General features: G+C 62.3%; 22 protein-coding genes. 3 read left to right on the plus strand and 19 right to left on the minus strand.

The genetic code is table 11. The features are described from left to right. Positions 1 to 51: 51 nt before the first annotated feature. Genes FJ428_RS04520 through FJ428_RS04535 form a run of 4 tightly spaced genes read right to left on the minus strand, consistent with a single transcriptional unit; the run spans position 52 to position 1,413 of the window. Positions 52 to 252 carry a hypothetical protein gene (locus FJ428_RS04520; RefSeq protein WP_140499930.1) on the minus strand — a complete coding sequence of 67 codons (201 nt, stop codon included), beginning with the start codon at positions 250 to 252 and terminating at the stop codon, positions 52 to 54. Next, entirely contained in the window at positions 237 to 476 is a 240-nt protein-coding gene (locus FJ428_RS04525; RefSeq protein ID WP_140499931.1) for an ABC transporter permease, read from the minus strand. Before FJ428_RS04525 ends, FJ428_RS04520 begins: the two co-directional genes overlap by 16 nt. Next, positions 473 to 673 carry a hypothetical protein gene (locus FJ428_RS04530; RefSeq protein WP_140878998.1) on the minus strand — a complete coding sequence of 67 codons (201 nt, stop codon included), beginning with the start codon at positions 671 to 673 and terminating at the stop codon, positions 473 to 475. Before FJ428_RS04530 ends, FJ428_RS04525 begins: the two co-directional genes overlap by 4 nt. Before the next feature lie 2 nt (positions 674 to 675). After that, a complete protein-coding gene (locus FJ428_RS04535) occupies positions 676 to 1,413 on the minus strand; it encodes a glycosyl hydrolase 108 family protein (RefSeq protein ID WP_140499935.1) in 738 nt (245 codons plus the stop codon). Between the two features lie 184 nt (positions 1,414 to 1,597). On the opposite strand from FJ428_RS04535, the gene FJ428_RS04540 reads away from it, so the two are divergent. Further along, complete coding sequence (locus tag FJ428_RS04540) at positions 1,598 to 2,425, plus strand: class I SAM-dependent methyltransferase (protein ID WP_140674251.1); 828 nt, start codon at positions 1,598 to 1,600, stop codon at positions 2,423 to 2,425. A gap of 179 nt (positions 2,426 to 2,604) precedes the next feature. Here the strand turns inward: FJ428_RS04540 and FJ428_RS04545 are convergent, their stop codons facing one another. The 12 genes from FJ428_RS04545 to FJ428_RS04600 form a co-directional block, all read right to left on the minus strand. Then, positions 2,605 to 5,178: a hypothetical protein gene (locus FJ428_RS04545; protein ID WP_140878999.1), complete on the minus strand. Its 2,574-nt coding sequence runs from the start codon at positions 5,176 to 5,178 to the stop codon at positions 2,605 to 2,607. A gap of 561 nt (positions 5,179 to 5,739) precedes the next feature. Next, entirely contained in the window at positions 5,740 to 5,931 is a 192-nt protein-coding gene (locus FJ428_RS04550; protein ID WP_140521536.1) for a hypothetical protein, read from the minus strand. Between the two features lie 626 nt (positions 5,932 to 6,557). Continuing rightward, positions 6,558 to 7,031: a hypothetical protein gene (locus FJ428_RS04555; RefSeq protein WP_140499943.1), complete on the minus strand. Its 474-nt coding sequence runs from the start codon at positions 7,029 to 7,031 to the stop codon at positions 6,558 to 6,560. 297 nt (positions 7,032 to 7,328) lie between these two features. Continuing rightward, positions 7,329 to 7,706, minus strand: a complete 378-nt coding sequence (locus FJ428_RS04560; protein WP_224519111.1) for a hypothetical protein — start codon at positions 7,704 to 7,706, stop codon at positions 7,329 to 7,331. A gap of 56 nt (positions 7,707 to 7,762) precedes the next feature. Continuing rightward, on the minus strand, positions 7,763 to 10,291 hold the full coding sequence (locus FJ428_RS30195; protein ID WP_181167213.1) for a hypothetical protein: 2,529 nt from the start codon (positions 10,289 to 10,291) through the stop codon (positions 7,763 to 7,765). Then, the gene (locus FJ428_RS04570) at positions 10,291 to 10,794 is read right to left on the minus strand and encodes a hypothetical protein (protein WP_140674253.1); all 504 of its coding nucleotides are present in this window, start codon (positions 10,792 to 10,794) and stop codon (positions 10,291 to 10,293) included. The genes FJ428_RS30195 and FJ428_RS04570 overlap by 1 nt, the downstream gene beginning before the upstream one ends. Positions 10,795 to 10,796: 2 nt before the next feature. Next, positions 10,797 to 11,450, minus strand: coding sequence for a hypothetical protein (locus FJ428_RS04575; RefSeq protein ID WP_140674255.1), 654 nt, complete (start codon positions 11,448 to 11,450; stop codon positions 10,797 to 10,799). 290 nt (positions 11,451 to 11,740) lie between these two features. Continuing rightward, positions 11,741 to 14,197, minus strand: coding sequence for a hypothetical protein (locus FJ428_RS04580; RefSeq protein WP_140879000.1), 2,457 nt, complete (start codon positions 14,195 to 14,197; stop codon positions 11,741 to 11,743). Then, entirely contained in the window at positions 14,197 to 14,808 is a 612-nt protein-coding gene (locus FJ428_RS04585) for a hypothetical protein (RefSeq protein ID WP_140879001.1), read from the minus strand. The genes FJ428_RS04580 and FJ428_RS04585 overlap by 1 nt, the downstream gene beginning before the upstream one ends. Positions 14,809 to 14,985: 177 nt before the next feature. Next, a complete protein-coding gene (locus FJ428_RS04590; RefSeq protein ID WP_140515933.1) occupies positions 14,986 to 15,975 on the minus strand; it encodes a Coat protein in 990 nt (329 codons plus the stop codon). A gap of 45 nt (positions 15,976 to 16,020) precedes the next feature. Next, positions 16,021 to 16,932 carry a hypothetical protein gene (locus tag FJ428_RS04595; RefSeq protein ID WP_140557885.1) on the minus strand — a complete coding sequence of 304 codons (912 nt, stop codon included), beginning with the start codon at positions 16,930 to 16,932 and terminating at the stop codon, positions 16,021 to 16,023. Between the two features lie 942 nt (positions 16,933 to 17,874). Beyond that, positions 17,875 to 18,099 (minus strand): hypothetical protein, encoded by a 225-nt coding sequence (locus tag FJ428_RS04600; RefSeq protein WP_140879002.1) that lies wholly within the window; start codon positions 18,097 to 18,099, stop codon positions 17,875 to 17,877. 255 nt (positions 18,100 to 18,354) lie between these two features. Between FJ428_RS04600 and FJ428_RS04605 the strand changes: the two genes are divergently transcribed. Both FJ428_RS04605 and FJ428_RS04610 read left to right on the plus strand, forming a co-directional pair. Then, complete coding sequence (locus tag FJ428_RS04605; RefSeq protein ID WP_140879003.1) at positions 18,355 to 18,687, plus strand: type II toxin-antitoxin system HicB family antitoxin; 333 nt, start codon at positions 18,355 to 18,357, stop codon at positions 18,685 to 18,687. 222 nt (positions 18,688 to 18,909) lie between these two features. Further along, positions 18,910 to 19,224, plus strand: a complete 315-nt coding sequence (locus FJ428_RS04610) for a YMGG-like glycine zipper-containing protein (protein WP_140879004.1) — start codon at positions 18,910 to 18,912, stop codon at positions 19,222 to 19,224. 628 nt (positions 19,225 to 19,852) lie between these two features. Here the strand turns inward: FJ428_RS04610 and FJ428_RS04620 are convergent. The 3 genes from FJ428_RS04620 to FJ428_RS04645 form a co-directional block, all read right to left on the minus strand. Continuing rightward, complete coding sequence (locus FJ428_RS04620; RefSeq protein WP_140879005.1) at positions 19,853 to 20,167, minus strand: hypothetical protein; 315 nt, start codon at positions 20,165 to 20,167, stop codon at positions 19,853 to 19,855. Positions 20,168 to 20,693: 526 nt separating this feature from the next. After that, on the minus strand, positions 20,694 to 20,960 hold the full coding sequence (locus FJ428_RS04630) for a hypothetical protein (protein ID WP_140879007.1): 267 nt from the start codon (positions 20,958 to 20,960) through the stop codon (positions 20,694 to 20,696). Positions 20,961 to 21,477: 517 nt separating this feature from the next. Beyond that, the gene (locus tag FJ428_RS04645) at positions 21,478 to 23,016 is read right to left on the minus strand and encodes a portal protein (RefSeq protein ID WP_224519112.1); all 1,539 of its coding nucleotides are present in this window, start codon (positions 23,014 to 23,016) and stop codon (positions 21,478 to 21,480) included. Positions 23,017 to 23,175: the final 159 nt, after the last annotated feature.

Raw genomic sequence — 23,175 nt, forward strand, 5'->3', positions numbered from 1 at the left:
AGATGAGCAGTCCCCGAGCAGCAGGGCCCGAATCGAGCGGCAACACGATCGTCATGGCTTCCACCCGCACAGTTTCTCGCCCTTGCGGTTGTGCGCCAGCAGCGTCCGGACTTCCGCATCCGACAGTGCTGCGACGGCGGATGCGGACAAGCGCAGCGGGCTCGAGACCGCGCAAAATCCGCCGGTGACGGTGGTGCAGCCGGCTACCGCGACAAGTGCTGCGGCCGCTGCGACAATCAATCCCTTGCCCATGACCTGAGCTCCTTTCGGGCAGTGGCGGCGGGTAGCGCGCCGATGTCGTTGTCAACCTGGTCGGCGACGTCGCGCGCCGCCGCCTCGGCCGCGGCCTGCCGACTACGTTCGGCGCGCTCGCCGGCAAGCCGCTGGCGAACACCCCAGCCAAACGCAGCGACGATGGCTGCGCCGATGCCGAGAACGGTCGAATTGCTGAGCAGGAAGGAGAGGAGCGCGCTCATTGGTTTGGCGCGTCCTTGACGAGATAGCCGACGGCAAAGACGGCTAGCGGCAGCAGCGTGGCCCATGTCTCGGCATCGGACCAGGATGGCCAGACATTGCGCACGAAGACGCCGGAAATCGAAACGGCGGCGGCGGCGATGGTCGCGGCCGTCAGTTTGTTGGTCGGGCGGATGGTCGGCTGGGTTGTGGTGGCCATGATCAGAACATTCCTTGCAAGGCGGCGGCGATGTGGTGCCAGGCGGCGTAGGCGACGAGCAGGCACGCGACAATGATCCCGCCCGCCTTGGTGGCAGCTGGGATGTTGGCGCCGGCAGGCGCCGCCGCGACCGGTTCGACGGCATCTACGGCAGCAGCGCCGCCCGGCGCCGCCGCAGCAGCGGCCGGTGCAGGATCTGGCCGCGTGGCCGATGCCTCGCCTGCCCCGACAGCCGTCAGCAGCAGCGCCTGTGCGCGGACGGATCCGACCCGCCTCGACCAGCCTTTGCCGAAAGTCGGCCAGGTCGGAAGCCGCTTCAGGAAAGCCAGGCGGGCATCGCAGAGATTGTCGATGACGACGGCGGCCGGTCTGGAACCGACGGCAGCGAGGGTCTCGGGCCCGATGCGGCCGTCCTGGGCGGTGCCGACCACTGCTTGAAGATATTTCGCCGCCCTGCTTGGCCCACTGTTCACGGCATAGTCGAACACCGCGTAATCCACGCCGTCGGGCAACTCGGCGCCAGCCACCGCATCCCAGTAGAAGCGGCGGTACACCGTGGCGAGTTGGGCATCGCTGATCTTCCTGAGATCCGCCTTGGCGGCATCCGCCTTCACGTAGCGGCGGAAATTGGCGAGCGTGACGCCCTTCATGGTGGCGCCGCCCGGATCGGCCGGATTGTCCGACCAGCCGCCTTCGGATTTGAGGACGAGCGCAAGCGCCCGCGTAAAATTGCGGTCCATGATATCCCTTTCGATTTCTTGGTGGATGAGGTGAGTGGGTGATCGCCGGCAGCACAGGGGTGCGGATAGTCGCCGTTGCGCGCGCCTCGGTGCCTACTTGCAGTGCGTCAAAACCGGAGGTCGCCTTGCGCGCCGGCCGGCGCATGGTTAGAAAAAATACAATTTTGGGACGAACAGGTCTGGGATGAGAGACTTTGTTGGCGCCGCGCGGCGCCTGGCCTTCAACAGGCTGTCGGCCGCCATCGATCGCCGCTGGAACGTCGACCCGCTGGGCTCGGCGCCGCGTGCCTCGAAAAAGGAATATCTGAGGCTGTTCGAAGCCACCCGGCGCGTCTCATTCGCTGAGATCGACAGGCTCGAGGCCGAAACCGGCTTTGCCGTCGATCGCGACTGGCTCGACGAACTGGCCCTCCACACCCAGATCGCCATCAAGACCAGCGCGCTCGCCTACCCGCACGGGCGGGTGCTCTACAGTCTTCTTCGCCGCCAGCTGGCCGACAGCCCAAGGCCGTTCACCACCGTCGTCGAGACCGGCACCGCGCGTGGTTTCTCCGCGATCTGCATGGCCAAGGCACTCGCCGATGCCGGCGCCTGCGGGCATGTCGTCACGCTCGACGTCCTGCCGCACCATCATCGCTTCTACTGGAATTGCATCGACGACCATGACGGCAGGAAGTCGCGCGCCGAACTGCTTCGGCCTTGGCAGCCGCTGGCCGACCGGATCATTTTCCTGCAAGGCGATTCACTCCTTCAATTGCCCAGGGTCGGCGTGAACCGGATCCACTTCGCCTTCATCGACGCGCAGCACACCAGGAAGAACGTGCTGGCCGAGCATCGCTGCGTTTCGGGCGTTCAGCGCGAGGGCGACATGGTCGTATTCGACGACGTCACGCCAGGGTCCTTCGATGGCGTGGTCGAAGCGGTCGCCGAGATCGAGCGGCAGGGCCGGTACGAGGTGCGCCGTCTGAACGCGTCCAAGCAAAGAACCTATGCCTGGGGCATCAGGCGGTGACGAGACGACAGCCCGGATAAACCATCGGAGGCGAGACCTTGCTCAGAAATATCGCCCGCAGGCTTTATCTCGGCATGCGCCGGAACATCGACACCCCGCCCCATGGCGGCCGATGACTACCTGAAGGTGCGGTACTTCCCGATGGCGACGAAGCATTGCTGATCCTGCAAGAAACCGAACTAGCGCACCACCCAGCGATTGAGCCTGACCGCGCGGCCGGCAGCGGCTGCTGCCGGCAAGGCATTGGTCAGTGTCACCGTGTTAGCCGAAGGTGCGCCGTTCACAGTTGTGTGGTGCCATTGGAGCTCTGCTCCGGTAATCACAGTGTCAAGTTCGATTCCAATACGGTCGCCAGCCGTGATTCCCGCGACGCTTGCTAAGCCAATCGTGGTGGCACCGGAAATGGCGGCGGTGGAGACGGTGGTCTTCAGTAGGAATGTATTTCGATATCCACCAAATTGTGCCCGCTCGATGGTCGCTCCAACGGGAAGATAGCTTTCCATAAGGAAGCTATAGCAAAGCCGGCTGATGTCGGTCTCTTGATCACGCAATCGCAGTATGGGCGCGGCGAAGCCTTGTTCAAAATCGATACTTTCAATGATCGTTGCGCCAATCCATCCGGACGCCCCAACGAAGAATGAGGCAACAGATGGGTGTATCCACAGCCAGTTGGTCGAAAATTCATAAACCGATGCACCGGTTCGAGCGATTGACTGGCCGTTGCTACCTTTTGCATAGTACGGGGCATTGCCTGACAACACGGTGCCAGAGGCGTCGAAACAGATGACCGTAATGGCGCGCGAACCGTTAAGGAAGTTGAGGAACGCGTGCTGTGTGGTGTTGGCTTTTTTGTAGATGTGGCCGACAGCCTGGCCCGAGCTTGACACCACAAGTTGGCCGTCGCCGTTGGCCCGCGACGTGCGCGCCGTGACACCGTTGGTCAGGAAGGGCGATGGAGCTGTATAACCGCCGGTCGCGCTGTCGTACAAAACGACGCCGGGTACCGTGATGCGGCCCTCGGCCTGCACCGGAAAGAACCGCTCGCCCTGAAAGCGCCTCACCAAGTTGGCCCCTCCAGTCGGCCTATTCGACATATCTCGCAGCGAGACAAACAGGCGCTTCAGATCAGGCGAAAGGATGTTCGCGTCATCGATGCCTGACGCGCTCAAAAGATCAATGTTGAAGGAGGCGAAGCCAGTCGCGGATGGCACGTTGACGAGAGCAAGTGTGTTGGTGAAGGCGCTGTAAGTTTCGATGCGCGCATTCTTGAAAAACACGGTGGTCAGGTTGCTGGTGCTGCCTAGCGCGGCGTAGATGAAAGCTGCATGGCTAACGCCGGCCGAGCCACCATCAATGCCGATTTGGGGGCTGTCGATCAACACCTCTTCAACGGCAGCGGTCCCGGCGAGAGTCAGCTTGAAGGTCCCGCGACCCGCCGCCTTCTGGTTGGTGCCGATGTACCAGGTTCCACCGCGGAACTGGTTGTTTGCGAAATAGCTCGCGCCAGCCAGATCGCAATGCACATGGGAGCCGTTGTTGTAGAGAGTGATGATGTTGAATTCGTTGCTTACCCAATTTGTATTTGCCGTCAGGCCGTCGAAATAGAGCCCTTCGTCGTAACCACGGGCAGCAAGCCAGAGCTTGCTCTCGGCCATGCCGCCGAAGTGAATGCCTCGCGTGTTGGCGACAACAGATTTGTCTGGTGTATTCTGGACTTCCAACCAGATCTTTGCGCCGCGCAAAACATTCGTTCCGGTCCCACCGATGCGGACCGCCGAAAGGCCGTCGAAAGCACCGCGTATCAGCGCCCCCTTGCCATTGATCTCGCTGATGTCGCGCCAGTCGATAGAAGAGCCAACCGCGTAGTATGTTGCTACGGCAGGCAGGACGAGCACGGCCTTGGTAATCCGGCAATAGGAGCCGAGCGCGTTTAACGCAAGCGCGTTGTCGGCAAGCCCTTCACGGGCGCCAAACATCGTGGCGGTGGCGACGCTTTCATTCAATACCCAAAAGCCGCCATTGACCGCATCGGTCGTGCCGTCCGGCATGAAACGGTCGGCGGAGCGGAAATAGGCCAGCGCCGGGTAGCCGCCGGCGGTGATCGCCGCGCGCGACATGCGGGCATAGTTGGCGCCGCCCACCAGGGTTGCCGGGGTCGTGAAGACCGGGGCGTAGAACTGGGTCCTGATGCTCTTGACGCCGGCAGCGATCGTCGAGCCCGATGCCGTCGCCACGGAAGCGTAGATCGGCACGTTGACGCCCGAAACCTGCGCGGCGTCGGCGGCGTATTGCTGGGCCAGGTCGCGCGCGAGTTCCGCGATGTGGATGACTGCCGCCAGCGCCCCGCCGATATCCCCGAGCGGATCATCCGACAGATAGTAGGAGATCACGATGTCGCTCGTGCCGATCACAGGATTGAGGGTCTGGAAAGCGTAGACCAAGCCACCCGAAGCAACCCCCTCCTGCACGTGAACGGTCGTTCCCTTCTGCATCGTGCGCGCGGTGCGGGCGTCGGCCGCGCGGTACCAGTAGCCCTCGCTCGCCGTATAGATGCCGTTCAGCCGGGCGTCCGACTGGTTCTTGACCAGCACCCGGTCGCCGACGGCGGTCAAAACCCCGTCGATCGTCTTCAGGCCGAGGATCCAGGCAACGCCGTCGACGATGACCGTCTCCAGGTTTGCCGTCGTCGCCAGGCGCACGGGTTCGCGCTCGCCCGTCAGCAGGCGAACGGCGGCAGTTGCGGGTCGGGCCATGAGGCTTGCTCCATAAAAAAGCCCCGCGAAAGCGAGGCTTGGAATTCGGGTTGGTTGGCGGCGTGGCGACGGGTTCGGATGGGATAAGCGCTGGCCCGTGCGGCCACGGCGCCACGGTCATTCAGGTTCTTCCTTGAGAAGTTTGGTCACGATCGCTCGGCTAGGCGAGAGACAATTCAGCGGTCGGTTTTCTGTCCTTGGGCACGCACTTCCTGAACAAGCAGCAATGCCGGCTTGCTCCCGGACTGGCTGCCGTGTTAACACCCGCGCACTGCGGTGGCTTGCGCTATGGGAGCGTCAATGTCGCAGCGCTTCCACAAGGTGTGATTTCCGATGAAAAAATCCGCGATTGTCGTCGCTGCAAACGACAACCGCACGGCAGAAGAAAGGCCGTTCGCTTCCCGGTACAAATCCGTTGGAGCGGTGACGGCGCCGGCGGATTCACAGGCAGGAGGCGAAGAGCCGACCGAGGCCCGCGCCCTGACGGCTTTGCAGATGTTCTGTCGCGTGGCGGGCGTCTAGATCGCCTTTGAGGCTTCATCCAGACGGCAAGGACAGGCTCTAAAGTCCCGACCCGCTGTATCTGGTGGCCTCCTTCCACAAGGCGAGCGCAAGGGCGGGTGTCCGCCCCTTCACCGCATAGTCGCGGTCCCGGTAGCTTCCCGCCGCGATCCACACCGTTTTCGAGCGTTGATAGATCGTAATGCCCCGCGCGCTCGCCCGCGCGAACAGTTCTGTGTCATTTCGATACATCGGTTCCAACCCCTGTGGCCCCCTCAAGGGGTAAGGTGCAACGAACATGCCAAAGTTTACGCCTAGCTAATATTACACATCGCAGAGCTGCCAGCTGCGCCATCGAAGTGCACTGGCAGCCCTAATGCCAAGGTGTTCCGTGGGTGTTTCCGCTGTATTGCACCTGAACTGCCGCCAGGTAACAGAATAGACCAATCCGGAAACATTTGCTTAAAATTGTATTCTTCGGCCATCGGGCGCCGACTGGCCAGAAATTCACCCCACCAGGAATTTGGATGACGGAACTAGCTCTCCTTCAGTTCCGGAAATTCGTCGGGCATTTTGCTCCGCCTCCATGGTGAGGTCTTTGTATCGCGCCGAGCATGCCAACCCACTGGCAAATCTGCCAATTGTGCAACCGTATTATCAAGCTCTACCACTTCGGCCAAACCCACCAAATTAGGTCGCCTTGATCAACTTCAGCTTCATCTCCGTAGAATTGCCACGACTCATCATCGGCATCATGTGAGGCGTAGGCAACCCAGCCGCCACCACCAAATATTTTTCGGGTCGATATGACGGCCAAATTTTCTGGACCTTCGAACTTCCATTTATCCCTATCTTAGGCTCTTCTGCTTGCCGAGACATCATTCTTGAAGCAGCGGCAGAATCTTTTCGTCGAGGAATTTAAGCCGTCCACTCAACATCTCGGCGTTGGCGGGATTCGCCGGGACATTAACGGGAATGAGCTTCGCCACGGACTTCCCTTGCCGCGCAGCTTCAACCCACTCATCCATTGCACCGATATATCCGTCCAGCGCCTCGTACGGGGTCTCCAAATCGTCACCGGGCATGTACGCTGGGGGTACATCACCGACGAGCACCCATATCCATCGTGGCACATCTGGTTTCCCGGGTGAAATCTCGAAGAGAAAAATGTATATTATCCCTTCGGCACCATATCCGAAATACTCGCCTTCGATTCTCCTTACCCAGTCGTATGATTTGATATATTCACGAGCTTCCAGAAGGGCGCTGTCAAGGTCATCATCTGCACCTGGGTCGTCTGCTGGTAGAGGAAGACGGCTTACTTTACCGAGATCCGGGGTAATTTTGCTCACAGTTTCTCTCCACTACTTATCTTAGTCCGCAGCCATCGTCTCCTAGCCCAGCGCTGAAAATCGCCGGCTTCCATGTGGAGCCTTATGTGCTCTTCCCTGGTACGAGGCTTAATATTTGATACGTGATCTAGCCCACCATTGGCGACGATAAGATCTTTTCGTCGAGCCCGGCTGACATTAAACCGAAGGCAGATGTGTGACGCTGCTCAAAATTGGATTTGGCATTGATCGTCATGATTAACTCGACACTTATCCGAGGCGCTTTAACGTTCGTCGGCAACGACGCGGGCGACCCCACTACTTATTGCCGACGTCGAACCGTTGGATGGATGCGGAAGGAAGTCCCAGTTCATCAAGCACATCGAAGGCGCGCTCCGATATCACGAGGTTCAGTTTCTGATTGACGCCGAAGTCGTCGTGACCTGCTCTACCGTCCACCTTGAGCCAAACAAACGGAGGGAGCTCGACATCGGGCTGCAGCTCCAGAAAATTTTCGGATTTGGTCACTTCGGCAGGAGCGAATGTAGCGCCGGAGATGCCAATATCGAGCAATCCGCGCTTGGCTTCTTCCGTCACCAGGAAACAAGGAAAAGTGGTGACAAGCGCGTCGCCGAACCATCCCTCAACCTGATAGTGGAGCTTGCTCACGGCAGGCGGATGGACGCTGGTGTCCATAACAGTGTTCTCACCCAGCCCACCAGCCACGTCAGGCCTAACTTCATAATATCGCATTATTCACCTATCGGTGGGTCGAACAGATGCCCATATTTCTTGTCTAACTCAGTTGCGTAGTCAAGCACTTGCTGCCGGGTTGCCGTGATGTGCGTCTTATAGAATTCATCCCACTCGGCTCGAATCACTTTTAAATGCAAATTTACGTCGAATTCCTTTCGGACACCACGGAGATTTTCGAGTGAATGTATCTCTTCACTTGCAAAAAGCCCTGGGTATCTATCAAGAACGTTTTGCTCGACACTATGATGAACAACATAATCTCCCTCGTTGAGTGCGGGATTCGCTTTAAAGAACGTTTTTCGGTAGTTTTTTGATTTCGTCCACCCAACCTTTGCACCGGCATATTTAATCATGGAGGCGTCCCTAGAAAGCAGAGAAGCCAGCATTGCAGCTTCAAAAGCACTTTCGGATATCTCACCGGATCGCGTTCTACGGCGTCGAGACTGCCGAGAGACCGACCGAGCAATGGCTTGTTGGGATCGAAGGGTTTCGGCGTCGACGCCACGAACAAGTATCTCGCCGCCTTTGGCAAGTTCAGCCGATCGCTTCGAAAATACGGAAGAGCTCTCGACCCAGGGCTTGGCAATACTTTTGGCGCCCTGGAAAACCTCACCCACCAACTTTTCGCCGGGAAAGGTACCTAAGGCGTCGAGCACTGCATCGCTGTAGTTTCCATCCAGGGCGGCATTCAGGGCTTCGTCGAGCGCCAACGAAGCTCCCACGACAGGTGTGAAGTCGGCTACCGAAATACCGTCATTGCCGAGGCCCTCAGAGCCTACAAGCTTTTGCGCGGCGAACCGCCACAGACTTCCCGGTTCACTATCGCCAGCTATTAGGTTCCCTAACCGCTCTCGAGCCGTCAGGTACCGGTTGGTTGCGTACCCAGTTGGTACCGACCATCCCGACTGGACGGTGTTCTGCAAATCGAGCACGCCCATCGGGTCGACGCCTGCTGCCCGAAGCGAGCTGTTCGCGGCATCGTTGTCTGCTTGCGACGCACTGGCCTGCAAAAGATGGCCAAGCACCGCTTCAAGCGCCTCTTGATTCGGCAGAGCGGCAAGCACATTGCGCAGCTCTGTCTGCTGAGATTTGGGCGGGTGAGCTTCGTCTTTAAATTTCCCTACAACGCCTTTTGCCACAGAATTCGGCAACGGCTGGACGGGGTTGAGGCCCAACTGCTGTTGGGCGGCAATCGAGCCAACGATCGCGGTCTGATAGTCCTCCGGCTTCGAAAGATTATTCCAAGCTGCGTCGAGGGCCGCGAATGTCTTGCGTACATAACCGCCCGGATCGCCTCGCCTCGCTTGAAATGTCAGGTCCGCCGCGGCGGCTATTGCATCATAACGCGCCCGATCCTCTTCTGGCGTCGCACTATCGGCCTTGGGCGCAGACTCTTTGACCATGGCCTGCACGGCGTCATTGGACATTGTGCGCATGCCGTGGAACTGGCGACTGACATCAAGCGCTTGATGGAGAGCCTGAAAACGCCTGAACCCTTCCGTCGCCCCATAGAGCCCCACGAACTGTTCTGGCGTGAAGGTCGGGCCCGAATAGCTGCCAGTGTCCCTGATCGCCCTAGGTGCGTTCTGTTCGGCGAGGCCAATACGGGTGCGCATCTCAACTTGCTGAGAAGCGTGAGCCGCCTGCGCCTGTTGGAGCAGCGCCGACCGGTCGTCTTGTGGAATGTCTTCCCCAAATGCTTGTGCCACAATTTCATCCGGCGCGAGCTTGCCAACACGATTGCCTTTCGCTGCCGCCGTATCTGAACTGCCGGCAAGACGGATCCAGCTAACGTCGGAGGCATCGCTGCTGGAAGAGTCTGCCGGCGCCCCGCCCAACATCTCGGCGGCCCGCTTCGGATCCTGGGCGATCATCGCCTGAACCAGTGCCTTGGCCGTGTTGCTGCGCCAGGCCACTTCCGCCGCTTGCCTGATAACCGGGTTTCCGATCTTGGCGATCAGATCGGACCCGTTCTGCCGGATCGCCTCGAAAGCTCCGATGTCGTTCGGGTCGCCTTTTGCGATGGAGCTGGTGGACATGGTGTCGACCTTCGCCCACTCCGCCAGCTCATACTCATCGCGCTGCTCTTGCTGCCGCTGTGCCACGCGCGGCGAGCCGGCCGCGCGCATCGGCTCCTTCTGCCTGGCGAAAGCGGCGCGCTGGCTCTCCGGTATGTCAGGCAGAGCCTCATCGAACAGCCTGTCGAACAGGCCGGGCTTGACCACCTGCCCGCTGCGCGGGTCGACCTCGCCATACATCGCATCGTGCAGGCCGCCGCCGTCGGCCGGCGCATTCGCCGCCACCTCGTCTTCCGCCTGCGCGATGCGCTCGGCGAACCGGCGGCGCGCCAGCTCCGCGTCGAACGCCTCCTGCCGCTCCTTCATCTGCCGGTAGCGCTCGGCGACGGCCGAGAGCTCGTCGCCAAGATCCTGCATCGCCCTGCCGGCCGGCGACCCCTCGGGATAGGAAACGCCATTGCCGGCCTCGAGCCGGCGCTGGGCAAGCTGGAGAGGAATCGTCGCCATCAGTAGAGCCCTCCCGTGAAGGCGCCGCCCGGCGCCGGCGGGAAGGCGCCCTTGCCGAAGGTCACGGCTTTGGTCGGGTCGTAGAGGCGGGAGAGACCGGACACGAGGCTGCCGCCGGCCTTGAAGATCGACGCCGCCGCCGCCTGCCTGCCGGAGAAGCGCGAGAGCGCCGCCTGGCTATCGAGAGTGTTGCGGCGCAGCGCCGAGCCGTACTGGATCGCCTTCAGGTCGAGCTGGCCCTGCCTGGCATTGGCCGCCAGCACCTCGGCCGGCGAGCCCGATAGGCCGACGCCGGAGGCGCCCGCCCGGGCTCGCGCCTGCGAAAGCAGGAGATCCTGCCTGTGGCGCTCCTGGCTCTGTTCGAAGGCGGCACTTTGCGCATCGGCCTGCGCCTGCTGCCCGTAGGCCTTGGCCTGGTAGCCGGCCATCTGGCTCTGCTGCCGGCCTTCGATCAATGCGCCACCCACCGAGATGGCCGTGCCGAGAAGGGCTAATGTGCACATGGTCAGCCTCGCTGGGATGCGGCAATGGGAGTTTTCCTGGCCGCCCGCGCGCCGAGCGCCGGTCGCGGGTCGAGCGCGCCGCCGGGGTTGGTGAACGACAGAAGCAGCCTGTCGGCCTGGATTGCCGGGCGGCTGAGGCGCGCCGGCGCCGCCGCGCGCGGCCCGGCCATGGCGGCGCGGCGGGCAACGGCCAGGTTCACCTTCAGGTCGGGCATGCCGGCGGCGTCGAAGAGGCCGTTGGCGGTGGCGAGCGCGCGGGCGAGCGCATCGGCCTCGAACAGGTCCTGGCGCAACAGCTCGACCAGGCGGCGCACGGCGCGCCAGCGCTCGGTCAGCACCTCCGCCTTGGTTTTCGCTTGCCCGCCCAGCGCCTCGACGGCCGCGCGCGCCTCTGCCGCGGCGGCCGCGGCACGGCATTTGTCCGCGGCAGCGATAATCTTCTCCAGCAGCGCGACGACGTCGTTGCAGTCGTCCAGCGCGATGCGCGCGGCGGAAAGATCGCCGTCGCCGAAAACGGCGCGGTCCTCGGCCTGTTCGCAGCCGCGCCGGCGGGCGATCGCATCATTGAGGTCGGCATCGAGCAAGGCGATGACGGCAGCATATTCGGCAGCCGTCCGCGCCCTGCCGAGCTGTTCGGCATGGGGGGATGTGGTCACGGGATGGGTTCCTTGTGGTGGGCTGGAGGCGGTGGAGCGCCGATCTCCCCCCTTGTGGGGGAGATTGGCAGGGCAGAGGGAGGCGCGAAGGATCGCGGCGTTGATTCAGCCTGGGTTCCTCGCCCCCCCAAGTGGGGAGAGGTGGCTCGGCGAAGCCGAGACGGAGAGGGGATGGCGCCGACCTGTGCCGGACTCTCCGGCAGAAGCGCCTGCGCCTTACGAAGGCCCCTCTCCGACCGCTTCGCGGCCACCTCTCCCCCGCTCGCGGGGGCGAGGAACGCCAGCTCGCCCTAAGGCTCGGCGTCGAACACCGGCGTGAACGCCCTTATCGTGCAGGGCGTCGGGTTGACGTGGCGGATCCGCACCCGGCCCTGCCCTTCCCAGCTGTCGTCGATGGGCACCTCGACATTGCCGGTGAACAGGCTCGCCTTGCCGTCGGGCGCGACGATGGAGGGCATGCGCACGCTTTCCCAGCGGCCGCGGATCAGCGACTGCACCTGAAGCCCTGTCGTGTCGGTCTCGAGCAGCGACAGGATGACACCCGCCACCTTCTTGCGCCGCCCGAGGATCGAGCCGTCCCGGCCGGCGACGTCGAGCTCCAGCGTGTCGGCCTGCGACTGGAACGCAAGCCCGGCCTGCCATTTGGCCGCGACGGCGCCGCCGGGCAGCGTCACCTGGCCGGAGGCGACCGGCAGCCCGCGATAGACCTTGCCGCCGGCCAGCACGTCGACCTTTTCGCCGTTGAGATGGCCAAGCCCGGACACGGTGTTGACGGCGGCGCCCGAATAGGTCAGGCCGCAATCGACCTGGAAGGCATCCTCCAACGCCCCATACTCGAACGGCGCCATCATGATCTCGATATAGCGCCTGGTCACGCCGCCGATGGTCCGCCTGACGATCAACCAGATGTCGTCGACGCCATCCTGGCCGGGCGTCACGACAGCGCTTTCGACGGCCGCCCAGCCGGAACCGGCGACGGTACCGCCGAGGCGGTGGCGGTGCATGCCGCGCACCTCCTGCGAGGGCTGGTGGGTGTAGCCGCCGAGCTCGCCATTATCGAGCGGAAACCACAGCATCGGGTCGGGGTCGGTCTGGAACGCCAGCTCGACCACGCCACGCTTGGCGATATGTTCGGAGATCTGGCCGATATCGTCGGAGGTGAAGCGGCCGGTCGAAGCCTGCGTCAGCTCGGCGATCGAGCGGCGCGAGCGCGTGACATAGAGGAACGACTGGCCGGCATCGACGGGGCGGATGCGGGCACAGCCCGACGTGCGCGAGCGCCGGTTCTTGAACGAGGAGGGCGTCAATGCCTCGTCGATGCCGGAGCCGGAGAGTGCGCGGATGCCGCCGAGCGTCCCGATCAGCAGCGCGCCGTCCGATTCCGCGATCCACGTGATGTCGTTCGCCTGGCCGCCGCCGGCCTGGAGGAATTCCAGCGCGTCGTCATCCTTCTCGCCCAATGCGAAATTGTTGAAATCCCCCGTTGCCGAGGCGTAGACGGAAAACTTGCGGCTGAAGGCCAGGCGCTCCTCGTAGAGCGATCCGCTTTCGACATATTTCCCCGGCACAAGCGTGCCCAGGCGCCAGCGGGATATCGGGCTGAGGTCCGGCAGGGCAAATCCATGCAGTTGGACTTTCACCGCCGTGGCGCTGGTGCGGCTGGTGATCTTGGCCCAGCGCCAGCGGCCATCGGACGCTAGCAGGCGAATGGCCCGGCCGACGTCAGAAGCCTGGAAGCCGGCGCCGCCATTGATGCCGGCGGTCGATGACGCCGTGAGGTCGAACGGGGTCTGGCTGGCCGCCGCCCGGTTGAGGTTCAGTTCGGAAAACGCGCTGTCCGAAGCGCCGTTGATCGCCTTCCACGTAAAGCGGTGATATTCGAACGCCAGCTTGTTCAGGAATTCATAGTAGCGGGTTTCGCCGCCCGACCAGCCGGTCTCGCCGGTGCGGCTGTCGAGCGTCACCCATGTCGCGCCGTCATTCGATCCTTCAAGCACCCAGATTGTCGGCGTGCGGTCGACCGTTCCGCCGGTGCGTGCGGTCAGATAGTAGTTTTCGACGATGGCCTGCGCGCCACCGGCAAGCTGGTAGGTGACCGAGCCGTTGGTGGCACCGGCGATGCCGCTGTCCGTCTCTGTCGCCTTGTCGAAAAGCTGGAAGGCGTCCCCTGCCCCGCCCATGCCTGAGACCGTGCCGGAAGGCGCGGTGTTCGACGTCATCTTCGGCGTCAGCGCCCCATAGTCCGCGGGCCTCAGCGTGGTCGGCGTATCGTTGATGTCGTCATAGGGCCCGTCGTCGATCGCGTAGTCGTCGAGCGTCCATGCCGTATGGGCGGTGCGCGTCAGCACCTTGAGCGGATAGTCCCTGTGGGAAATCCACATCTGGTCCGCCGACTGCACATAGTCGAGATCGAACAGGTCGGCTTCAAGATAGGGCGAGGCCACCTCGACCGTGCCGACACGCGCGCCATAGGCGTAGACGCGGATGTAAAGATTGCCGAACTCCAGCATGTAGGCCTGGTCGGCCGAGAAGATGAACGGGATCGCCCGCGTCGCCCTGGCGGATGTCTTGACTTCGCCGACGAAACGGGTGCCGCCGCGCTTGCGGATGCCGCCATGCGGCAGGGTGACGAAGTTCTCGCATTTCGACAGCGCCGCGCGGTAGAGATCGAGCGAGGCGCGCGCATGCAGGCGCGGCGAGATCTCGCCGCGGGTGAAGACGTCCTGGACAGGATAGAGCGTCGCCATCAGCGCATGGCCCCCGCATAAAACCGGCTGTCGCCGCGCTGCCGCGCCCAACTCGATGTCGAAAGCCGTCCGCCGCGCTGGATGGCCTGCGCGGTGAAGGCGGCGTCCAGCGCGCGGTCGTAGGCCGAACGGGCAATGTCGATCATGCCGGCCTTGTGCGTCAGCGGATGCGCGATCTTGATGGCGAGTGCCGCCACCAGCACTTCGGTGAACGGCGCGTCCCAGTCGTTGGGGTCGGTGAGGTTCGCGACATAGCGGGTGGTGAGCGGTCCCGCCCGGTCGCTGTAGACCAGCCCCGCCTCCTGCCGCCACGAGATCGCGATGCCGTCCGGCTCGCCATTGTGGGTCAGCGGCAGCGGGCGAAGGCAATCGACGGGGAGTTCATAGACCCAGTTCAGCGTGCAATCGCCGGAACCGGTATCGCTGCCGGCCAGGGATGCCGAAAGGATGGCGAACACCCAGGCGTATTTCGTCAACTCGGCCTCGCGGGTCAGGTCGAAATGCATGTTGAGCAAGCGCGCGGCCTTGATGTCCTCGTCAAGGCTGTCGATCGGCGCCTCGTCGAGGACGGCCAGCGCCATATTGGCGATGTCGGTCGGGGTTATGGCCATGGGTAAGGCCTCCGTGGGTTGTGATTGGGGGAAGTGCGTCTTTCTCCCCGTTCACGGGGAGAAATGCCCGGCAGGGCAATGAGGGGCAGCGCCGGCATCGACGGTTGGCGTCAATGTTCAAGCGCCGGCGCTCGCAGGAAGGAGGTGGGCCTGGCCCACCTCCCGGGAGACGAAACCCTATGCCTCGGTCGTCTTCAGAGCGATGAACGTCATGGTCTTGACGCTCGACGCGGTGCGGTCCCAGTTCGCCGCCAGCGCCAGCTCCGCGTCGGTGGCGAATTCGCCGGCGGTGGAGGCGTCGAGGAAGCGGGTGCCCGGCACATGCGGCACGAAATGCCGGCGGCCGACCATTTCCGTCACCCCGCCGCCATGGCCCTGGCGCGGCTTGCGGTCGAACTCGAGCGGCCCGCCTTCGGTGTTCACGGGCAGCTCGTTCCACAGGATCGCCTTGTCCTTGAACATGAACGCGGTGTAGACGCCCGCCGCCTGCGGGATGTCGTCGTCGACCACGCAGCGCAGCCCCATGTAATAGGGGATGAGCGGCCCGCCCTGCTGCGAGGACGGCACATAGTCGATGAGGTCGGCGAGCTTCAGCGCTTTCATCTGCTTGGAATGGATCCAGAGGGTGCGGAACTTGTCGGCGCGGTCGCCCATCAGGTAGGCCGCCTCGATGATGTCGGTGTCGACGATGGAGGCGCCGGTGGCGCGCACCAGGTCGCCGCCGTCATTGGCCAGATTGTCGGCGACGACGCCCTTGAGCATGCCGATGAGGGTCAGCTTGTTGGCGCGCTGCCAGTACTCGGTCTGCCGCTTGACGATCAGCTTCTGCGGATCGTCGCCCGCCAGGATGGAGGTCAGGTCGGGAACGCCCCACGCCTGGGCGCGGACATTGCGGGCGGCGACCTCGCGGCGCGAGCCGATCTTCTTCATCTCGATGGAATCGGCCGGGTCGTCATTGACCGGCTCGGACGGATCGTTGCCGAGGTCCTTCCAGCCGGGCATGTCGACGGAACGGCCGCCCATCGACAGTTTCGAGGAGATGGCCGGATCGGAAAACAGGATGCCGGCCTGGTAGATTTCGAGCGACTGGACGTGCTCCTCGAAAGCGTATTGGGCATAAACGGACGGAACGATCGCGTCCGCGATACGGGTATAGGCGTCTGCCATTTTGTCTTTCCTTTGAGAGATTGATCGGCGGCTGATGCGTCGGGATCAGAGCGGGTTGTTCGGCATCCAGAGATCCGGGTTTTCGCCCGCTTCCCTGGCCAGCCGCCGGGCGCGTTGAGGGTCGCTTTTGACAAGGGCTGAAATGGCCGAAACGTTGCGCTCGCCGGCGGCGTTGCGCCGGAAGGGGTTTTGCCCCCGCGGCGCCGCGTCGGCGTCGATCGTGTCTTCGCGGAACATCGCCTCGCCGATCGCCTGGAAGGCCCTGGCGATCTGCGGATCGGTCAGGGCGCCGTCGGGCAGAAGGATGCCCTTCTGCTTGTAGGCATCGACCAGGCCGAGCTTCTTCATCGCCCGGTTGGCCACCTCCAGCTTCTGGCGAAAGCCATCGCTGTCGGCCGGGCCCCAATCCTTGACGAGGTCGTCATGGGTGGCTTCGACCGAGCGGGCGAGCGCTGCCTGCTGGGCCGCCGCCTGCTCGGCCATGTAGCCGACGAACCTGTCATGATAGGCCTGGGCGATCTTCGGCGTGGCGCCGGCTTCGACCGCCCAGGCCTTGGACGCCTGGGCGAGTTCGTCCGAATAGGCGAAGGTTTCCGGCAGGCCGTCGGGCCGCCGGTATTCGACCTTTTCGGGCGATGTCAGCGGACGCATCGCCTCGGGCAGCCGGGCATGGAATTTGTCCCAGTCTTCCTTAGGCGCGTCCCTGGCTGGAACGCGCAGGCTTTCGCCCTGCCGCCGCTCCAGCTCCGCATAGGATGTGAAAACCCGATCGAGGCTTTCAGGCTTGGTCCAGCCCTTGGCTTCAGCAAGCTTGCGGTTGCCTTCGGAAAGACCGTCAAACCAACTTTTGCCGGCAAGCACGGCGGACCCGTTATCCGCGCCTGCCGGAGGCCGTTCCGGGTTGCCCGCCGGCTGCGACGAGGCAGCCACGGACCCGGCATCTGCCAGATCTGTCATGTGATGTTCCTTTTGAGGGTTAGGTTGGAAGTGAGCTGGTGGCAGGCCGGCGGGCCAGAGAGGGCGTGAAAGAATTCGGCGCTCGCGTTTACCTGCAAGGCGCCGACTTCATCGATCCGCGCTGGCTTTGACGGAGAGGCTGGCGGTACCGAGAGTTGCCCCATAGTTCGCTCGGCCCGATACGACACGCCATCAATACGCCGGTGGCGAAACGATCCGAGATTCCCGGCGCGATCCAGTTCAAAGGCGCGGACCTAGCTCACCAGCGAGAGCACATAGACGCGGTGCTACTGATCCTTGGCTACAGGGGCGACCCTACGCAAATCGTGCCGCTCCGGCGCACCCCTAGCCGATTTCGCAAAGGCAAGCTTACTGGGTGATTCTGAGGCGGAAGGGAGCGTGTCAAACCGTGAGACCGCAACGCGAATCGTGCAGGCGAAGGGATGGGATGCCGCGCTCGTGAAGGCGCTCATGAATAACATCAAGACGGCGAAGAGCTTGGCGGCGGCAGAAGGCCGCAAAAAGCTTGGCTAGCCTACCTTGTTAGCCTGCCTCAATGCCATGATGTAGGCATAGGTCTTAATGTAATCTTCGGTAAGAGCCCCAATCTTAGGATGTGGGTAGCCACTCCAACATCCAAAATTTTCCTCATTCCATGGCAAAATCACAACGTTCTTGGGGTCGAGATCGAACCGCGTCGCCATGGATAGCCCCATAGCGTCTAGGTCGTCATGGTTTTGGACGATGATATCAAGCGTTTTGCGTTGAATGAATTTTAGATGCTTGGTCCCGTAAGCCAATCTGCACGCAATTGCGCCGTCGCTCTTACCTCTAAGAACGTTCAAAACTAAACAAGGGCGAAGCCGGAGCTCGCCCTTGGGTTTTGTCTCAGGGAATCTAGCAGCCACCAAATCGAATGCGGTTGGTGGCTGCGTAAGCCAATTAGGCGGAGTATTTGAAGCCATCAACGACTTCCCACTCCTGCGCGTCAATGATCTTTGCAGCTTTCTGCCGCATAGCTTCCACTGCCTCAGGTGTCACATCGTCATCGTACGCATACGACTCCGGCGGGAAATGCCGGCCGCCGTTCGATGACGACGCGGACGTGTCCACGGTCTTTCTCATCGGCGATGCCATTGTCCGCTCCACTAGTTCCATGTTGTACATAAGCACGTATCCTTAGCCCAATCAACGCGTCTCGCGATGACAGGTTGCTGATTCAATGCGCCAATTGGGATGAACAGTCCGTGAATGGTTTCACTGTTTATCATTAGGTAATCGCTCTTACACGCGTTTCAATGGCTGCGAAAGTGCGTAAATGTCACATGGATCGCTGCCAATACCCCGCCAAACACGCGATACGGGGTGATTGAGCGCACCTTTCAGAATGGTCGTTGCGTTAGTCCCGTTCGCGCTTCTGCGATGGGAAGCAGACAGCGATTCGGCGTCTCTTTCCCCGATTTTCCCGGCGTGGTGACTGCCGGCACGACACTGGACGACGCCCGTGCCATGGCGCAGGAAGCGCTCGCCTTTCATGTCGATGGTCTGGTCGAGGATGGCGAGGCCATTCCCGAGCCCTCGTCGCTCGAGCAAGTGATGGCGGACAAGGATAATCTTACCGGTGTGGCCGTTCTGATCCCCCTGAAGATCGAGACAACGAAGGTGGTACAGGTCAATGTCACCATCCCCGAAGATATCCTCGGCGAGATCGACGACTATGCAAAACGACACGGCTATAGCCGTTCGGATTTCTGACCGCCGCCGTCAGGAAGATCATCGAGGCGGCATAGGCCGGCTGAATCATTTTGCCAGGAAGCGGTGCTAGCGCCTTGTTCGAAAGAGGTGTTTTCGCGCCCTCGGTCCATCAACACCCGAGAAACCATGTCTTATATCGTGAGAGCCTGTGCCGCCGTTCCGCCGCAATGCGGCCGCACGTGGCGATCGATAGGGATCTCAGATCTTCAAGGGAGACGTCACATGAACCTTCACAAAGCCATAGCCGCCGTTTTGATGACCGCCGCGCTGGCAGGCTGCGCGCAAACGGAAGGCCAGCAGCGGGCCGGAACCGGTGCGCTGATCGGCGGCGCCGGCGGCGCCCTCGTCGGCCAGGCCATCGGCGGCAACACCAAGAGCACGGTGATCGGCGCGGCCAGCGGCGCGCTGCTCGGCGCCGTCGTCGGCTCAGCCACCACCCCGCAGCGCCGCGGCGACCAGCTCTGCCGCTACCAGGACCGCTACGGCCGCATCTACACCGCGCCTTGCGACGACCGCTATTACAGCGGCAATTATTGAGGCGCCGAACAGCGACACAGCCGATCTCCCCCCTCGTGGGGGAGATGGCCGGCAGGCCAGAGGGGGGCGCCGTAGGGCGCCAACCTCGATCGTCGCCGAACTTTGAACATACCCATACGTTCGATCCATACCTATGAACGGGATGCGCACCGCATCTTCAGTGTCGAAACCGTAGCCTTCACGTCCTCCGTTCGATGCGAACAGGAGGATGCCTGGCGCATATTTTTCAACTTCATATTCTCGATTGACGTCAGCCAACCCTTCGGCTTTAAAAAACTAATATAGTTATCGCCAAATGAAGCTTTCGCCTCCATTATGCTCTTTGAGGAAGTCGGTATAATCCTTGGGCAGCATCACTCCCAACTTTGCGGACAGGCCATCGACAACTGCGGCTTCAGCCGGGGCGTCGAACTGTCCCTCAGTTAGACTATATCTCACTGCTATCCTCCCAGGTCTTTCAGCAACTGATTCCACCACGGCATAGCCTATTGTCGATGCACTTCGCGAGGCAGAACGATTTTGTTGGGAATACGGTGACAGTGCGCTACTTCCATGCTTCAGTCCGGTGGTTCAAGCCAGCTAGGTGATGCGGCCGATAAAAGTGCACTGTCACCGGAATTCCGATAAATCAACTTTTGAAATTCTCGTCCACGAACATCTCGGCAAATCTCTCGGGCGGGAGGGTCGTGCCGTTGACGCGAGCGATTTCGACATTCCTCCGCCACATATCCCGGATTGCTGCCGGCATTCCCTCGGGCATGTGCATGGATTGGGCGACTGCATCATGCCATTGTCCATCACCACCAAACAGAGATTGCAGTTTGGGGGCCATTCTTTTCAAGCCCTCCTCCGACTCTTGAGAAAGCTCTCCGATCGCCCAGAGCACATAAACATCCAGCAGTCTAAGCAGCGGCTGTCCGTCATAACGTGGGTTAGTCGACATTTAACCTCTCACGCTTCATAGGTGGCATAATAAATAACGCGTTCGCAGATGGCGGAAATGCTTGGCTTTTCTTCTTGCGATGCAAGGCTCCGCCGCGTAGATTGTGGGCTCCGCTGCGTAGACCGGTCCTCCTCGTCAAATTCCGACAACCGCCCAACGATATCCAGCAACTTCATTTTTCCCCATAGGGAAAATCCTCCTCGGCCATTCGGATGCAGTGTTTTCTGGAAGATACTCCCTCGATCATGTTGAGATCTAGGGACGAGTTGCATTACACCGGGTTCATCTGCGTGGTGCCAGCTGAAGCCGGGAGGTGCAGCGCGGGGCTAGCCCTGTCGGCGTTCGCTGAAGATTGAGACCCTGATTCAGCAAATCCTGAGCGAAAGCAATTTCTCCCTCCATCGTTTGCAATAGGGATTCGTTTGCAGCTTGGACGTGTACTGGGCGCGACGAGCCCGGATACAAGGTCGGGTCCAATCGCATCTCATGTATTACGGTGCGCGGATCGACCTGGCCGTACATCGCCTCATACAGGCCGCTGCCATCGGCCGGCGCATTTGCCGTCACCTTCGTCTTCCGCCTGCGCGATCTGGCTGTTGAACCGGCGGCGCGCCAGCTCGGCGTCGAACGCTTCCTGCTGGTTCTTCATTTGCTGGTGGCGCTCGGCGACAGCCGAAAGGTGCTCGCCCGGCCCTTGCATGGCGGCGCCAACGGGCGATCGGTGCGGATATTCCGGGGCGCTGCCGGTATCGAGCCGGCGCTGGGCAATGGAGACAGGAATGATGCTGACCATGTGCTGTTTCCTGCCGGCTGGTTTTGAAAGGAGCGCACGCGGCGACGGACCGCCGGACATGGCAGCGGGATCGGCAGTGCGGACGGTGGAGATTCGGCGGGAATCCGGATGCGGAAGGATCGCGACGCGGCTCGTGCGGGATGTTCGACAGACCGCCGTTGCCGGGGCGGCGGCGCGGGAGCCAAGGGGCAAATAGTGGGGCGCGGCATGCACGACGGCCGATCTCCCCCCTCGTGGGGGAGATGTCCGGCAGGACAGAGGGGGGCGCCGTAGAGCGCCGACCTCGGTCGCTGCCGAACTTTGAACATGGCCATATGTTTGTCGTCTAGGGCCCGGCTTGAGCGACCGCTCGTGATTTGATCGCCGTGCGATGAACACGGCAAGGCCGGCGGGACAGCGCCCCCCTCTGCCCTGCCGGGCATCTCCCCCACAAGGGGGGAGATCGGCGCTTCAGCGCCTCACCTCTCCTCCATCCTTGCCGCCTTTTCCAGCGCCACGAGCTGCGCCTCGTCCATCGTCAGGAACCCCATAATGTGCTGCACCACTTCGGCGCGCGCGTTGCTGAGCGCGCTGTGCAGCTCGAAGCCATTGGGGGTTCTGGTCCGCGCCATCCACTCGCCGTATGACGGGCGCCTGAAATAGCCGACCGTCGCCGCGAGATCGGCCAGCACCATTTCGCCGTCCTCGCCGGAAAACACGCGCACACCGCCTTGCCCGCCAGGCTCGCCGGCGGCAGGAAGCGGCTGTCCTCGTCATAGAGACCCTTGTCCTCCAATATGCCGAGCTCGCGGTCGAGATTGGTGGCAAAGCCCGCCTGGATGACCGAGCCCGACGGCCCCAGCAGCGCGCCCTTCTCCTCCTGGCGGATCAGCGCCTCGGTGGCGGTCATCTGCGGGTTCTCCACCAGGGTCTGGAACAGGTTGACGAACATCATGTCGCGGATTTCCTCAGCCCGGCTCGCCGCATAGTCGAAGGCGTAGCTCGGGTTCTGCCCGGTGGTGATCGGCGCGATCAGCGGCCTGCCATTGTCGTCGATGAGGCCCGGATAATTCTCGCCCGGATCGAGCACCGGCACGTAGTCGAGCCTGGCCTTCGACGCCGTCGGCGGATCGGTGATCTGCTGGAGCGCGCGCAGGCCCGAGCGGCGTACCGCGTTTTCCTCGCGCACGGTCGTCAAGGCTTCGATGGTCGGCGAGATGCCATAGGCGTCGCCCTCGTAACGGCGCCAGTTGAAGGCCGATACCGGGAAGGTGCGAAACCCGCTCTCGCGCACGATCTCCTCCTCGTCCTCGATGACATGGTAGGAGGCAAAGGCGGCGTCGAGATAGCGGTAGCTTCCGCCCGAGCGGTACATGCGGCGCTCGTCACGCGGCTGGATGCACTGGATGAGCGCGATCTTCTCCTCGCATTTGGCGGGATCGTCGACCAGCGTCCTGATGCGCGCCGGCAGTTTTTCGTAGCCGAGCAGCTGCGCCGCCTGGCGCGCGGTGCGTTCGTAGCGGCGGTGGAAGATGTCGACCTGGCCCCAGCGGTTGCGCGAGAGATAGCCTTCCACCACCGGGATCGAGGCGTAGCGGATCAGCGTCGAACCGAACCCTTCCTCGGCATAGAGATAGGCCGGACCGTAGCGCACGACATTGCGCAGGCAGGCTTGCGTCGCCGGCACGAAATTGGAATTGGCGGAGTAGCGCAGCGAAAACAGGAAGTCGCGCAGGTTTTCCGCCCATTCCTTTTCCTCGTCGGTCTCCTCGTCGTCCATCTCGGCGGTGGTCAGCCCGTGCCATTTCTCCGACTGCGGGATGATCAGGCTTTCCAGCCCGGCGGCCAGCCGGTTGGCGGCCGAGTTGATGGTGTTGGCGTAGACACGGGCGCCGCGCCGCTCCTGCCGCTCGGTCTGGCTGTCGCCGCGGCGGGCGCCGCGCCCGGACAGGATATCGGGCGCATCGGGATCGCAGAACTCCGCCACCGCCTCCCACACGGGCTCGTAGGCGGCGCGCTCGCTCTCGAGCTCGGACTGGCGGGAAAGAATATCGCGGGCACGGGAATCGCTGGTCATGGGGGCCTCGTTAAAACTGGGGGATCTCCCCCCTTGAGGGGGAGATGGCCGCAAAGCGGCCAGAGGGGGTCGGATCGACCGGGTTCGGCCTTCTGCAACAGAAGGAGGTTAGCGCTTCATGCGAGGCGACCCCCTCTGTCGCCTCCGGCGACATCTCCC

Source organism: Mesorhizobium sp. B2-8-1 (assembly GCF_006440955.1).
In the GTDB taxonomy this organism is placed as follows: Bacteria; Pseudomonadota; Alphaproteobacteria; order Rhizobiales; family Rhizobiaceae; genus Mesorhizobium.